Source organism: Paenibacillus sp. AGC31, from assembly GCF_057334655.1.
The window spans coordinates 72,296-86,886 of record NZ_JBHFJH010000028.1; the positions used below are offsets into that span (position 1 = coordinate 72,296).

12 protein-coding genes are annotated in these 14,591 nt (G+C 45.8%); 11 read left to right on the forward strand and 1 reads right to left on the reverse strand.

The genetic code is table 11. From position 1 onward, the window contains the following. The first annotated feature begins 37 nt into the window (after positions 1-37). From ACE04G_RS14770 to ACE04G_RS14790, 5 genes are all read left to right on the forward strand, one after another. Positions 38-955, forward strand: coding sequence for an ABC transporter ATP-binding protein (locus tag ACE04G_RS14770; protein WP_076214666.1), 918 nt, complete (start codon positions 38-40; stop codon positions 953-955). After that, positions 948-1,685, forward strand: a complete 738-nt coding sequence (locus ACE04G_RS14775) for an ABC transporter permease (protein ID WP_076214667.1) — start codon at positions 948-950, stop codon at positions 1,683-1,685. The genes ACE04G_RS14770 and ACE04G_RS14775 overlap by 8 nt, the downstream gene beginning before the upstream one ends. Before the next feature lie 345 nt (positions 1,686-2,030). Then, on the forward strand, positions 2,031-3,986 hold the full coding sequence (locus tag ACE04G_RS14780) for an AraC family transcriptional regulator (RefSeq protein WP_449004457.1): 1,956 nt from the start codon (positions 2,031-2,033) through the stop codon (positions 3,984-3,986). A 117-nt stretch (positions 3,987-4,103) separates the two neighbouring features. After that, positions 4,104-5,129 carry a FecCD family ABC transporter permease gene (locus ACE04G_RS14785; protein WP_449004458.1) on the forward strand — a complete coding sequence of 342 codons (1,026 nt, stop codon included), beginning with the start codon at positions 4,104-4,106 and terminating at the stop codon, positions 5,127-5,129. Then, positions 5,126-6,139 (forward strand): FecCD family ABC transporter permease, encoded by a 1,014-nt coding sequence (locus ACE04G_RS14790; protein WP_449004459.1) that lies wholly within the window; start codon positions 5,126-5,128, stop codon positions 6,137-6,139. The genes ACE04G_RS14785 and ACE04G_RS14790 overlap by 4 nt, the downstream gene beginning before the upstream one ends. A 236-nt stretch (positions 6,140-6,375) precedes the next feature. Here ACE04G_RS14790 and ACE04G_RS14795 read toward each other — a convergent pair whose 3' ends face one another. After that, entirely contained in the window at positions 6,376-7,485 is a 1,110-nt protein-coding gene (locus ACE04G_RS14795; RefSeq protein WP_449004460.1) for a helix-turn-helix transcriptional regulator, read from the reverse strand. A 129-nt stretch (positions 7,486-7,614) separates the two neighbouring features. Here ACE04G_RS14795 and ACE04G_RS14800 point away from each other — a divergent pair, with 129 nt between their 5' ends. From ACE04G_RS14800 to ACE04G_RS14825, 6 genes are all read left to right on the forward strand, one after another. Further along, positions 7,615-8,322, forward strand: coding sequence for a class I SAM-dependent methyltransferase (locus tag ACE04G_RS14800; RefSeq protein ID WP_339184563.1), 708 nt, complete (start codon positions 7,615-7,617; stop codon positions 8,320-8,322). Next, complete coding sequence (locus ACE04G_RS14805) at positions 8,306-9,409, forward strand: saccharopine dehydrogenase family protein (protein WP_339184566.1); 1,104 nt, start codon at positions 8,306-8,308, stop codon at positions 9,407-9,409. The genes ACE04G_RS14800 and ACE04G_RS14805 overlap by 17 nt, the downstream gene beginning before the upstream one ends. Before the next feature lie 74 nt (positions 9,410-9,483). After that, positions 9,484-9,777, forward strand: a complete 294-nt coding sequence (locus ACE04G_RS14810; RefSeq protein WP_221819603.1) for a hypothetical protein — start codon at positions 9,484-9,486, stop codon at positions 9,775-9,777. A 78-nt stretch (positions 9,778-9,855) separates the two neighbouring features. Then, on the forward strand, positions 9,856-11,148 hold the full coding sequence (locus tag ACE04G_RS14815; RefSeq protein ID WP_221819602.1) for an amidohydrolase: 1,293 nt from the start codon (positions 9,856-9,858) through the stop codon (positions 11,146-11,148). Between the two features lie 192 nt (positions 11,149-11,340). Continuing rightward, on the forward strand, positions 11,341-12,378 hold the full coding sequence (locus tag ACE04G_RS14820; RefSeq protein WP_221819601.1) for a dockerin type I domain-containing protein: 1,038 nt from the start codon (positions 11,341-11,343) through the stop codon (positions 12,376-12,378). A 91-nt stretch (positions 12,379-12,469) separates the two neighbouring features. After that, a complete protein-coding gene (locus tag ACE04G_RS14825) occupies positions 12,470-14,419 on the forward strand; it encodes an S-layer homology domain-containing protein (protein ID WP_449004461.1) in 1,950 nt (649 codons plus the stop codon). The last annotated feature ends 172 nt before the right edge of the window (positions 14,420-14,591 follow it).

Here is a 14,591-nt window from a genome sequence, read left to right on the forward strand (position 1 = left end):
TGAAATTATCAGTTCTTGGAAGGAAGGTGCGCTAGACGTGAGTGTAATTATCAAAACAACAAATCTTACCAAACAATACGGGACTCAAAAATCAGTTAATTCACTGAACATGACCGTTCAACAAGGTGGGATATACGGCTTTCTTGGACGCAACGGGGCAGGGAAAACGACGACAATCCGTATGCTGCTCGGTCTAATCAAACCAACGCATGGTGAGATTGAGATATTTGGAGAGAACCTATTTACCAATCAAAAAGAAATATTAAGAAGGACCGGTTCGATTGTAGAGGTACCCGGGTTTTATGAGAATCTGACTGCCCGCGAAAATTTATCCATCAACGCTCGAATTATGGGGATATACAAAAAGAATGCCATTGAGGACTCGCTCGAAATCGTAGGTCTGCAAAATGAAACCAAAAAATTGGTTGGCAAATATTCTTTGGGAATGAAACAAAGGTTAGGCATTGCCCGAGCCCTGTTGCACTATCCAGAATTGCTGATTCTTGATGAACCTACCAATGGACTTGATCCGATTGGGATCAAAGAAATTCGCAGGCTGATTAAAAATTTGGCCACCGAGAGAAATATTACCATCTTGATCTCAAGCCATATTTTATCGGAAATTGAACAACTGGTTGATTACATGGGCATTATTCATGAAGGGAACCTGCTGGAGGAAATTTCATTTGAGCAGCTTCGGAAAAGGAACCGTAAATACACCGAATTTCAAGTTTCAGATGATAATAAGGCTGCGGTCATTCTCGACGGTTTGGATCAGGCTGAATATGAAATTCATGATGAACGCAATATCCGGGTGTATTCCCATTTGGGACAACAAGGTAAGTTAAACAGAATCTTTATGGAGAATGACATCAATGTAACCAAAATTATGGTGAGTGAGGATCGTTTGGAAGATTATTTCACCAAGCTGGTTGGAGGTGGAACCATTGGTTAATTTGCTTTACACTGAACTTCTCAAGCTGAAACGCTCCAAAATGTTTCTGCTTAGTATCATCGGAGCGGCCGTTGCCCCTTTGATGGTAGCTGCTGCCATGTTTGTGCAAATGAAAACAAAGGAGCCTTATCTTGTCGCACAATTCAGTGTGCTTATGTCCAACACAAGCATATATGCTGTACTGGTCATTGGAGTTCCGTTGTATGGTGTCATTACCGCTTATCTGTATAACAGGGAATATGCGGAGGATACAATGAAGAATCTGCTGACCATTCCAGTTTCCAGAGTCGCTCTGCTAATGTCCAAATGGATTATGTTGCTGGGATGGATTATGTTGCTTACATTATCAGCGTGGGCGCTGGCGATCATTTTTGGTTCACTGGGTCAATTTGCAGGTCTTACTCCACAGTTTGTGCTTAACTCGCTCAGCAATTATGTAGTGGCAGGACTGCTGTTGTTTCTGTTGTCGACCCCGATCATTCTGATTACGCTCGTATTAAAAAGTTTTGTGCCAGCGATTATCGTAACCATTATTATTACACTGGTGAATGTGATGCTGGCTACAAGTGAACATCGCGGACTATTTCCATGGACCGCAGCACTGGATATTGCGAATGGAACACTGGAGGCCAAATATCCTCCAGAGTATTCATATATTTCGATCGCTGCGACGTTCATCATCTGTCTTGGACTGGCCATTGGTTATTTTAAGAAAATAGATATTCATTAGATCTTGTCTTCAAACTCATCCAAACCTTCTCCGAAACATGCAAAATCCTAATCAATTCGGTCGCATATGACTGCGAAAAAATGGAGAAGCCCTGATCAGTATGGATCAGGGCTTTTTTTTCAATGATCAGGTTAACCCGTAGTTACGGGTTGGCCTTTTTTGTTCTCGTTTTACGATAGGGGAAGCTGGGTTGAAAAGCATAACGTCCACTGCCTGTTCCCCACTATCACTTAATGATGATATACTTACCTGATGGAATATGATATTGATTATCAATATCAATTATCAATCTCAATTAATGAGTGATGTATACATTGGAAAAAGTGAAACGAGGGGCGCGTATAGATGCAAGAGAAAGAAGCGACACAAGGATTTACACCGGAGATGATTGATACAATGGCCAGTATCTGGACACGTTCGATCATTACAATAATAGATGTACGTTTTCAGAATATAGTGTCACAATACCCGTTGGAGCAATACAAAATGCCTAGTAGCATGTTTATCTATGCATATGGGGGAGAAGCGCAAATCCGACTGAATGAAACCACATTTGCAATGGAACGCTTCGGTTTAGTTCACGGCGGGAAGGGGAGCCTGCTCAGTATTACGCCTAAAGAGGAGATGGTGAAGACCTTTATGGTGTTTTATAGAGCAGAATCACCTCTCTTTTTCAAGAAACATCTGCAGCAATTACTGGAGCAAGTCAATCCATTTGTTCAACATTTTGGATATACGCCAAGTAATCCCATCTTGCTACGCGATTGGTTCCAACGGATGATGAATGGCTGGAAACGTGGCAAAGCAATGGATCAGCTACAGGCCAAAAGTTTTTTATATCAATTGATTCATGAGGTGTACAGGGATTTGGAGGGTGGTGAGATTCGGTATCTCCAGCCTGATCCAGCCTCTTCTGCCAAGATATATCTCGATAAACATTACAGGGAGCCGATTATGTTTCAACAAATTGCCGATATGTTTGGGATCAGTGGTGGACAATTGACGCGGTTGTTCAAAAAAAGGGAAGGGATGAACTTACAGGAGTATCTCATTCAGAAAAGGATTGAAGCTGCCTGTCATGATTTGAAACATACAGAAGCAACGGTTAAAGAAATCGCAACAGGAGCTGGGTTCGCAGATGAGAAAAACCTGTTCCGCATGTTTAAGAAGCATTACAAGATGACGCCAAGTGATTATCGGAAAATAAACGCACTATCCATGCAGGTTGATGGTATTGATAATGATTCTCATCTCACTTACGATGAGAGGGAACTAGTGAGTCTAGTCAAGTCTTATAGAGATGGGGAATCAACGATGTTTGGATCATTAAGAAGTAAAGAAATGATTTTGGCGGCAGCGATAAGCATGATGCTCTTATTGACAGCATGTACGTCAGGGACGCCAGCGAATAATGGGGGAACGGCGAATACACCACCTGCGCAGACACAACAGGAAGGGTCGGAGACAAAAGCTTCAGAAGCAGTCACGCAGACCAGAACGATATCCACAATAAAGGGTGATGTTGAGGTGCCTAACAACCCTCAGCGAGTTGTAGTTGATTATTTGGTTGGTGATGTGGTAGCCCTAGGTGTAACTCCTTTAGGTGTGGCTAGAGCTGCACGGGGAGAGACAGAGCCAGTTTATGCTAACCAGATTACAGACTCCATAAAAGTAGCCATGGAGCCGGAAGATATCATGACGCTTGAGCCTGATCTTATCATTTTGGCATGGAGCGATGAGTCGTATGATGATTTATCCAAAATTGCCCCGACCATTTATGTTCCCTATGGTGATATGACTACAGAAGAGCGGATACAATTTATTAGCGATGTTTTGAACAAACAGGAAGAGGCTAAGGATGTTTTGAATGCTTATACCGGAAAAATCGAAGAAGCAAAGTTAGCCTTTCAGAATGCGGGCCTGTCCGATGTAACGATTACGGTTGGAGAATTCAGTGATAAAAGTAACTACATAGCTGGAGCCAAGCATGCCGTTGGCGAGCTTGTTTATGATGAACTTCAATTGCAGGCACCTGCAAAAGTCCAAACGGATATTATCGATGCAGATAAATATTGGGGCGATGTCTCCATGGAAGTATTACCCGCTTACTCTGGGGATTATATGATCTTCTTAGGAGATGGAAATGTTGCTTCTGATAATGCAGTGTGGAATGCCATACCTGCTGTGCAACATGATTGGATCGTGAAGGTAGATTCTTCGCTATCTTGGTCCACCGACGTAATGACTTCCAGTGCATTGATTGATTATATTGTTAGTCAATTGCTGGCATTAGCTAAATAAGAGTTAGAACGAAATTTTAATTGAGCACTCCAAATTTTCAAACATGACCAGTCGAATTTATGGACGTTAATATCCATATTCGTTTGGATTGTCAATAGGTGATGAAAGGGAAACGAGATGAAAAGCAAGCCTGAACAAAAACGCCGTGGGGCGATGAACTTCACCATGTACATGGTAGTGGGGCTTGGATTAACGGTTCTCATGTCGGCGGCATCGATTATGTTTGGTGCTGCTGATATGAGGTTAGCAACGGTATGGGAGGCTATTTTCCGATTTGATCCAATGCTCACTGAACATCAAATTATTCAAACCATGCGTCTCCCGCGTACCGTAGCTGATCTGATCGTTGGGTGCAGTCTTGCGGTATGTGGCGCTATCATGCAGGGGACAACGCGTAATCCGCTGGCCGACTCCGGGCTGATGGGGATTAGCTCTGGCGCAGCATTTGCAATTGCACTATGCCTGGCCTTTCTGCCGGGTTATTCGTATTGGCAGATGATGTTGTTCGCTTGTCTGGGAGCAGCGATCGCCACCGGTATGACTTACTTTACCGCGTCACTAGGAAATCGCGGAATGACACCTCAGCGGCTTGTGCTGGCAGGTCTGTCCATTTCAATGTTGTTTGGGGCACTCAGTCAGTACTTGGCGATCAATTATAACCTGGGTCGAGCATTGACATTCTGGACGGCGGGTAGTACAGCGGGGGTTAAGTGGGGGGAATTGCTGATTATCTCACCGCTCTTTGTTGGTGGTATACTGCTGGCACTGGCGCTGTCCCCTTCCGTTACATTGCTCAGTTTGGGAGATGATGTGGCAAGTGGACTCGGCATTCGCAGCGGACTGGTCAAGATTTTGTCGACAATTATTGTACTTGTGCTGACTGGATTGGCTGTTGTTGTCGTTGGCCCTGTTGGTTTTGTAGGTCTGATTACCCTGCATATTGTGCGATATATGGTAGGTGTCGACTATCGATACATTATTCCGGCAGCTGCGTTATATGGTGCGTTGCTGACCGTATCGGCCGATTTGGCTGGACGTTTGATCAATAAACCGTTCGAAACGCCGATTGCCATTATATTTTCTATCATTGGTGTGCCGTATTTTCTCTTCTTGGCTCGAAGACAAAGGAGGGAATATGAATGATCAAGCGGCGTTATACGATGAAACGAGGTATTATCATCAATGTAGTGCTTATGGTGCTCATCCTTGTGTTTGCGATCATTAGCATGAATTCTGGCAAAATGAATCTTTCACCGCTAGAAGTGCTGAACGTTCTCATAGGAAACGGTACCGATAAGCAGAATCTGATTGTGTTTGATTTTCGTTTGCCACGAATTGTACTTTCGATTTTGGTAGGTCTAGGAATGGGAGCGGCGGGGGTCGTGATGCAGAGTTTGCTGCGTAATGACATGGCTAGTCCGGGGACACTGGGAATTAGTTCGGGATCGGGTTTGTTTGTCCTGTTCTTCGTTGTATTCTTTGCATCCACAGGCAAGAGTTCCTTTATTGCTCTGCCTCTGTTGGCTTTTGTTGGCGGACTATTGGCGGCGGGTTTGATCTTCTTATTATCGTATCGCCGCGGACGAGACATCTCACCAATCGGTTTGATTTTGACCGGGGTCGCGCTAGGAAGCGGATATGGGGCGCTGACGACCTTCTTGACACTCAAGCTGGATGATTCACAGATGAACTTCATGCTGTATTGGCTGGCGGGGAGCCTATGGGGCGATGATTGGGGCTATATTTCCATACTGACACCATGGGTCTTGATCTTACTCGGCTATATTTTTTACAAGGCTCGCATACTGAATGCCCTCCATCTGGGCAATCAGACAGCACAGGGGCTTGGTGTTTCCGTGAAACGACAGTTCTTGGGGTTGTCAATCGCTGCTGTTGCTTTATCCTCTGGCAGTGTGGCCGTGGGAGGCAGCTTCTTTTTCGTTGGTTTGATCGCTCCGCATATGGCGAGAAAACTGGTCGGCCCTGATCACAAATTACTCATTCCGGCTGCCAGCTTGGCGGGTGGACTAGTCGTGGTGTTGGCTGACACGATTACGCGCACGGTTAGCCTCGTAGGAGATGTGCCGACAGGAATCGTAATTACAGTCATTAGTGTTCCGTATTTTCTTTATTTACTAGCAAAATCCAAATAACACCATCAATGATATAGTCGGGATATTTTATGGAAAACGGCTTGGTAGGATTGCGCGCTGCATTTTAAAGCAGAATGCAAGATATGAAGTTCAACGATCGAAGTTACCCTACATTACCGCTATGCTTCTTAATCAAAGCATAAAAAAAGATGCCATTACGAGGATTCGTATTGGCATCTTTTAATTTTTCTCATTATTTGATATTAAAGTTAATTATTAGAAAATTAAATCAGGATTTATATGGCAGGTTCATCCGACAGCTGGAAACGGGAAACAAAATACCAGATGAGCTCGCGACGTGAGGATACCTTGGTTTTGGCGAAAATGGATTTTAAATGATCCTGAACCGTGTAGACGGAAATATGCATCGCAGCAGCAATTTCCTTGGACGAATAGCTGCGTAGCACATATCCGAGCAGTTCCCGCTCTCGACTGGATAATCCATGGCTCTCGGCGAGCAAGGGCAGCAAATCCTGCGGCATTGCCTGCTCCAGGCGGATGGCTATCTGGTCCGGTCCCGCGAGCTGTTGCATGAGACTGGCATGAAGTATGAGGTAACGCCCATCCGGAAGTTGGATGCAAACTTTGGATGGTGAGTCGGGAGTGATCTGAGTGTCGTCAGCCCGTTCTGCCTGATTCTTGCGCTGCAAGTGGGAACTCACTGCACGTACCGGACGGGGCAGGACGTCTGGCCCTACATGTTCCAGCATACGTAACTGGGACAGCCAATAGTCAGCCGGGGAGTTCAAGGATATGAGTTGGAACGTATCCGTGGTGATCAGAATGCCTGGTTCCTCGGGACTGCTGCTCGTGATCTCATCCATCAGTGTCAGACTGGTGGACCGCAGCATGGATGCAATAGAAGCGGTCCAGGTCTGAATCATCAGCCGTTCCTCCTCTGTAAAGACAGGGTTTTCTGTCTTTCGATACAGGGTCAGGAATCCCCAACAAGCGTCTCCATTAACCAATACAGCGCGCAGTTCATCACCGAACCCCGCTGGCTGAAGAATGTTGATATAACGTGGGCTTTGTTCAGGCTGTGCGTTCACGGATGTGTGGAGTGTAGCTGTATGTTCACCGCTGCGAACTAATTCAGCGTATTTATGTATATCTTCTTCCATATATTCATTGATGAATAACCGATCATGAATGGCCTCAATGCCATCTTCTGTCACAGCTCCTGTGGAGAGAAGAGTCAGAGGATCAACGGTAGTGAAACAGTATGCGTCGTAAGGTATAACCGTATGGATCTGCTTGAGAACAGCTCCCCGATAGGTACGTGAGGTCCAGGTTCCTTTTTCAAGAGAAGTGATAAGTCTGTGGTTCCGATCAATACGTGATGTCAACAAGATTACTCCTCTCTCTGTGCGCATATCCCAATGTTCTGGGATTGTAGGCTCGCCGTATCCTTCTATAATGAAATTAGACGAACAACGAGTCAAGTCTAACTTCAATTCAAGAGGAGTGCGGTGTCCATGAATCACAATCTATCACCGATGAGCTGGGAAACAGCAGATGTTCATCGTTACGAACAATCGATAGCCCTGAAAATTCCGGGTTATTCTCATATGCATGATCTAATGGAACGGCTGCTTGCAGCATCTTTTGCCGATAACAACGATATTCATATCCTTGTTGCCGGAGCGGGAGGGGGAAAAGAGATTGCTCTGCTCGGATCACGTAATGCCGCTTGGACATTAACTGGAGTAGATCCTTCACAGCCCATGCTGCAACTTGCTGAGAAACGAGTCGCGGAAGCAGGCATCGGTTCCAGAGTGAAGCTGCAACCTGTCACGGTTGAAGAATTGCCGGAGGATATTGTATATGATGGGGCGACAAGCATGCTCATGTTACATTTCCTTCAGGGGATGGAGGCCAAGAGAACGTTTCTGACCAGTCTCGCAGCAAGACTTAAACCGGGTGCACCACTGATCATTGCGGCTGTAAATGCTGATCTTCGTTCACCTGCACATCCAATCATGATGCAAGCTTGGAAGGATCACATGTTGAGTGTGGGCGTCCTTCCTGAAGAGTGGGAGCGCTTTGCTGCTTCCCTGGGCCGTGAATCCGATCCCATATGCTCTGAAGAGATGACTCAGCTACTGACCGAATGCGGTTTCTCACATATTACACGTTACTTCGGGGCGTTCTGGGTGGAGGGGTATTATGCAATTCGAAACTAACGTGAAGCCTATGAAAGATCAGATCTGGGTGGTTGGCGGTTATGGTCAAGTGGGGCAGATGATATGTACTCAACTGAGGAAATTGTTCCCGGGTAAAGTATGGGCTGCGGGTACACGCATGAACCGTGCGGAAGAATTCAGCAGGTCTACTGGTGGTGCTGTGCTGCCACTTCAACTGGATGTAACACGACCTGTAGAGCCATCCATGTTAAGGCCTGTGAAGCTGGTCATTATGTGTGTGGATCAGAGCGATACACGGTTTGTTGAAGCTTGCGCACAAGCCGGAACGGATTATATTGATATTTCTGCAAAATATGATTTTCTCGCCCAGGTGGAACAACTGCACACCAAAATGCAACGTTCCCAATCGACCGCGATCCTCAGCGTTGGCTTATCACCCGGAGTGACTAATTTGCTTGTACGCGAAGCGACCATGCATATGGATCAGGTGGAGGAAGCAGATATTACCGTAATGCTGGGACTTGGAGAGAAGCACGGGAAAGCTGCCGTGGAGTGGACCGTTGATCAGATGAATGCCACCTACCAAGTGATGCAAAAGGGCAAACTTGCTGAGGTACAAAGTTTTGGAGATGGCAAAAGGATTGATTTTGGAGCGGAATTGGGAAACCGGAAGGCCTATCGATTTAACTTTTCGGATCAGCATGTAGTTGCTCGGACGTTACGTATTCCAACCGTATCTACCAGACTCTGTCTGGACTCCCGCTGGATTACAGGTTCCATGGCGCTTTCCAAAAGTATAGGATTGTTTTCCTTGCTCCGTATCCCGTCTATTCGGAATGGAACAGTCAAGTCATTTGGCCTTATTCCCGGAGGAGAGCCAATGTATGCGGTCAAGGTCGATGCCGTAGGATGGGAAAATGGTGAGCAAATCCGCGTCGAACAACTACTGGTTGGCGCAAAGGAAGCAGATGCAACAGCGGCCGTGGCAGCAGCCGTGGCGGAACGCGTATATAGAACAAAGTCAGAGTTACCTCATGGTGTGTTTCATATTGAACAGTGTCTCTCTTTGCAGGACATTCAGGATGCACTTCCTACGCCGCTAAGCGTGATGACCACGATTACCTGAGTTCATGTTCTTTTGTTAGGACCCTCCGATCTGCTATGATGGAACAATAATCATGGCATGAATGGAGGGAGATCATGAACTGCGTTGCTGTATTACCTTATTACAAAGTGCAGAGGAAAGTGACGGGTCTCGCCCAAGAGATTGAGATGAATGCCCGCTCCATGATGCTGTATTCCGATAAAATCGTGACCAAATACCGCGAGTTCAACATCACGGAAGTGTTTGACATGTCATTTCGCCGTATGGGTGATGAAGGTGGATTTTTCTATCTGCACACAAGCACAGGAGTATATCCCTATATGGTCGAAATCGATCCTAAACCCTTTATACAAAGTTTCAGAAAGATGACGATCCAAAAATTAAAATGACTTGACCTTGCCGTTACGTAAAGGCTTACCCTCGGATAGGGAATGAACGACAACCAATCCAGAGGAGCCGTGAACGTCATGAGTATATTGATTCAGCAAGCTACGATTCTAACGATGAAAGATGCCGATGCCCCCTTTATGGGGGATATTCGTGTTGAGGGAGATCGCATTGTACAGATTGCGAACCACATTCCTCCTCAACCTGAAGATGAGATTATCGATGGCCGCAATAAGGTTGCCATGCCGGGCCTCATCAATGCACACCAACATACACCAATGAGCCTGCTCCGGGGATTCTCGGATGATCTGAAGCTGATGGACTGGCTCGAACGTAAAATGTTGCCTGCCGAAGCACGGATGAACCCGGAAGACATCTATTGGGGTGCCAAGTTATCCATCGCAGAGATGATCCGTTCGGGTACCACTGCTTTTGCGGATATGTATATCCATATGAATGAGATTGCAGATGCGGTTAAGCAAACGGGTATGCGGGCATCGCTTACACGTGGGATGGTATTCATGGAGGATGATGGGGGACGCAGATTGCAGGAGGCAATTGATCTTGTACAACGTTGGTCTGGAGCGGCCGATGGGCGGATTACAACCATGTATGGACCCCACTCACCCTATACATGTCCTGTAGAGCCGCTACGTGAAGTCATTGCTCTGGCTGTCAAGGAGGATATCCCGCTACATATTCATTTGGCTGAGACAAAGGAAGAAGTTGTGAAGATTCGTGAGCGCTATGGCATGACACCGACAGAGTATCTGGAAGAGGCGGGTATGTTCGAACAGGCACATGTGTTGCTTGCGCATGGTGTACACCTCAATCGCAGGGACATCGGCAGATTGAAGGGCATGCGCGGCGGTGTAGCACACAATCCAGTCAGCAATCTGAAGCTAGGGTGTGGAATTGCTCCAATTACTGAGATGTTGGCTCAGGGAATTAACGTGGGAATCGGAACGGATGGAGCGGGAAGTGCCACAACCGTGGATATGTTCGAGGAGATCAAAGCCGCGACTTGGCTGCAAAAGCTGGACTATGGCGATCCCACTCGCTTGCCAGCCAAGGACGTACTAAGCATGGCTACACGTGGAAGTGCTAGTCTGCTTGGTCTACAGGATGAAGTGGGTATGCTTGAGGTGGGTCGCAAAGCTGATCTGATCCTGATCGATCTGGTGAAACCACATCTTCAACCGGTACATGAGGTAGAATCGTTACTGGCTTACAGCGTAAATGGGGCGGACGTGGACACCACGATTGTGAATGGTCAGATCCTCATGAGAGGCAGAAAGCTGCTCACGATTGATGAGGATGAACTTTACCGTGAGGTGAAGGTTAGAGCCAAGCGGATTGTTGAGGGAATTTAATTTTAGGTGAATATGATCCGAACTGGAAAATGATTTGTGTTCAAAACGCTATGGAGGCTTACTCCATGGCGTTTTTTGTCGAATCAAAACTGGAAATAGTTCCATGGTCCTGTTCAGAATCGGTTCAGAATGGCTCGTTATACTGAGCATGTAGTTGTTCAAATTTGAAATGTACACGAGGAGGAACATGAATTGAAGGGGAAACAAAACAAAAATCGGCTTAAGCCGATATTGAAAAAAAGCATGTTGACTGCACTCGGGCTGGGCATTGCGTTGCCTATAGGTGGAGCACTTCCACAAGCTAACGCAGGAGAAATTGGCCCAGAGATTAACATTTCACGGCCTGTGCTCAACGACGGCATCCATTGGTTAAATTATTCATCGGAACAAAACGATCCTTCTTTTGTGTCCGGTGTACCCATCGAGGTAACGAACAATAGAGTTAGAATTGATTTGAGTACCCATTTACGATCTGATGAGTTTAGTATGCTCACAGCCAACTCAAGTGATAACAGTATAGCTAGGGTGTATGTAGAAACGATAGAAAATGAAAATATATTGGTTGTTATTCCTTACAAGAGCGGCAAAATCAACATCGAATTGAAAGCTCAATATACTGTATCTGATGTACCGGAAACGGTTACGGATAACTTTGAACTTAACATTAGTAAAAAAGGGGATGTAAATGCAGACGGAAAAGTGAATTCTGCGGATGCAGCAGAACTTTTGACTTATCTTCGTAATATGGTCAGTCGCCGCGGTTATTCTTATGTAGAGATGAACCGAATGGACGTGGATCGTAATGCGGAACCCACGTTGGGGGATATGAATGCGTTGTTAAACGGATATGCCAACAAAACACTTGGCGCAAAAAACAATGACTATGTGTTGACCTTTCAACAAGTGGACGATGCACCGTATGTGCTGAATGGTCAATTGAAGAATTACATGGAGAACGCAATTGCCACAGATTATTATTTAATGGATGTTGATGGTGATGATATTGATTACATTAATACTCCCTCTTATCAGTGGTACCGCGCCACAGACCCTTCAGGAGAAGATATGGTTCCAATAGAAGGGGAGACACTAGAACAGCATACCGTTACATCTGAGGACGAGGATCATTATCTTGTGCTCGAAGTGACTGCTCATTCCACTTCGGACGCGAATACGGAGCCAAGACGAGTATACATTGTTGGAAAAGAAAAAATACAACGCCCTGATTAATTCATATTTCTTAATTTAGATAACGAATAACAATATTTTTTCTATCGTTACCAAACGATCTATCAATTGATACAGACATGGAGGCTAATACATGTTTCAACCGAAAAAGAAACGTCCAAGAATCAGAAGAACAATGTCAGGTCTCATCGCACTGACGCTACTCTCGTCTCTCGTATTCCCGAGTATTGCTGGGGCAGAGCCGGCAGAACCATCACAGGTTCAATTTGCAAATGTAAGTGTACAGCCGGGGCAGACGGTTCATGTCCCTGTTACATTAAAGCAGTCCTATTCTCAGGTTAGCGCTTATAATATGCAGATTGATTATGATACATCTGCCCTGGAGTTTGTCCGGATCACGCCTAAATCTGTAAGCACCATTAGCACATCCCCAGAAGAAACCGGTACAGGAGACTTCCAGTACGTAATTAATAACGAAGAAGGCTGGGTACGGATCATCTGGGTTAATTTCAATGCAGGTGAACGTTTGATTTCAGACGAACAGCAATTATTTGATATTGAGGTCAAAGCCAAAAGTAATGCGACTCCTGGAACAAAACAGCTCACAGTGGTGCAAAGCGATTCAGAACATTGGCTTTTTACAAATGTAGAACACAATAGTGGTGCTCAGTTGTCCGGTGGAACAATCACAATAACAGCAGCAAACTCAGGTGGCGACAATTCTGGCTCGACACCTACACCGAATCCTGGTAACTCTTCGGGTGGAGGGGGAAGTGTATCTCCAACTACACCCGTGGTTACCCCTGTTCCATCGACTCCAGCGGTAACCAAAGGTGTAGACATCTATGTGAACGGTCAGAAACAGGAACAATCAGCGACAGCTACCACTTCAACGGTAAATAATCAGGTTACCACCACGGTTCACGTGGATAATGACAAAGTCATCAATCAGATTGGAAGTGGACTAAAAACGCTTCTGCTGCCTATTACAGGTACTGGCAAGGGTGCAGTCGTTGGTGAACTGAACGGCAAGCTGGTCAAAACAATGGAAGGAAGTAATGCCGAAGTTGTCATTCAGACTGACAGTGGTACGTACACCCTCCCAGCTAATCAGATTCAGGTAGATCAGGTTCTGAACCAATTCGGAAGCACCGTTCCATTGGAAGATATTACAATCCAAATCGCTATTGCGCCTAGTGCCACATCTAAACAAACAGCAATTCAGGCCGCAGCGAATAAGCTGGAGAACACAACGGTGATCGCAGCTCCGATTGATTTTGAAGTAAAAGCGATCTGGAATGGACAGCAAGTTAATGTAGATCGTTTCAACTCTTATGTAGAGCGCTCGATTACTTTGCCAGAGGGTGTCGATGGTTCAAAGATCACGACAGGGGTTGTGCTTCAGTCAGATGGCAGCCTTCTGCATGTACCGACCAAGGTTATCAAAGGTAACGTGCAAGATTCTGCTATTATTAACAGCTTGACGAACAGTACTTATGCGCTGATCTATCATCCGGCAACATTCAGCGATGTATCAAGTCACTGGAGTCGTGATGACGTACAGGATCTGGCATCCCGTCTGATCGTACAAGGTACTGGTGAGAACGTGTTTGCGCCAGACCGGAGTATTACGCGGGCAGAGTTTACGGCTGTTTTGTTAAGAGGTTTGGGTCTGCACGCACCGCGCAGTGCAGAAACGGCATCGTTCACGGATGTGAAGACGGGCAGCTGGTATGAGGATGAGGTTGAGACGGCAGTGTCCTACGGACTGATCTCAGGTTATACTGACGAGAGCTTCCGTCCGAACAGTGAAATTTCTCGTGCTGAAGCGTTGACCATTGTGTCACGTGCGATGAAACTGGTCGGTCTGGCTCAGGCCGACGCATCAGAGACAACAAGTCTGCTGAGCACATACAGCGATAGCACTAAAGTACAGGCATGGGCAGCAGAGCCGGTTGCATCGGCGATTAAACAAGAGCTGGTACAAGGTGCTGATGGCAAACTGATGTCAGATGCAGACATTAGTCGTGCGCAGTCGGCGGCGATTGTGAAAAGGTTACTTGCGAAAGCTGGACTAATCTAATCAAATTTCTGGACACCTACACTTACTTGAAATGATTTGTTTCAAGCAAGCTGTAGGTGTTTTTTTGTATATAGTTCTTTGGAACAACCTCTTATAGGTGCAATGGTCCAGTTCATTATCAGTTCATACTGATTTGTTACGATATAAACATCAAATAGATAGATATCGTGCA

Bases quoted from the DNA above. Each gene is read 5' to 3' on its own strand.
- ACE04G_RS14780 (WP_449004457.1), top strand. From the start codon at position 2,031: ATGCAAGAGAAAGAAGCGACACAAGGATTTACACCGGAGATGATTGAT.
- ACE04G_RS14785 (WP_449004458.1), top strand. From the start codon at position 4,104: ATGAAAAGCAAGCCTGAACAAAAACGCCGTGGGGCGATGAACTTCACC.
- ACE04G_RS14790 (WP_449004459.1), top strand. From the start codon at position 5,126: ATGATCAAGCGGCGTTATACGATGAAACGAGGTATTATCATCAATGTA.
- ACE04G_RS14800 (WP_339184563.1), top strand. From the start codon at position 7,615: ATGAATCACAATCTATCACCGATGAGCTGGGAAACAGCAGATGTTCAT.
- ACE04G_RS14805 (WP_339184566.1), top strand. From the start codon at position 8,306: ATGCAATTCGAAACTAACGTGAAGCCTATGAAAGATCAGATCTGGGTG.
- ACE04G_RS14810 (WP_221819603.1), top strand. From the start codon at position 9,484: ATGAACTGCGTTGCTGTATTACCTTATTACAAAGTGCAGAGGAAAGTG.
- ACE04G_RS14815 (WP_221819602.1), top strand. From the start codon at position 9,856: ATGAGTATATTGATTCAGCAAGCTACGATTCTAACGATGAAAGATGCC.
- ACE04G_RS14825 (WP_449004461.1), top strand. From the start codon at position 12,470: ATGTTTCAACCGAAAAAGAAACGTCCAAGAATCAGAAGAACAATGTCA.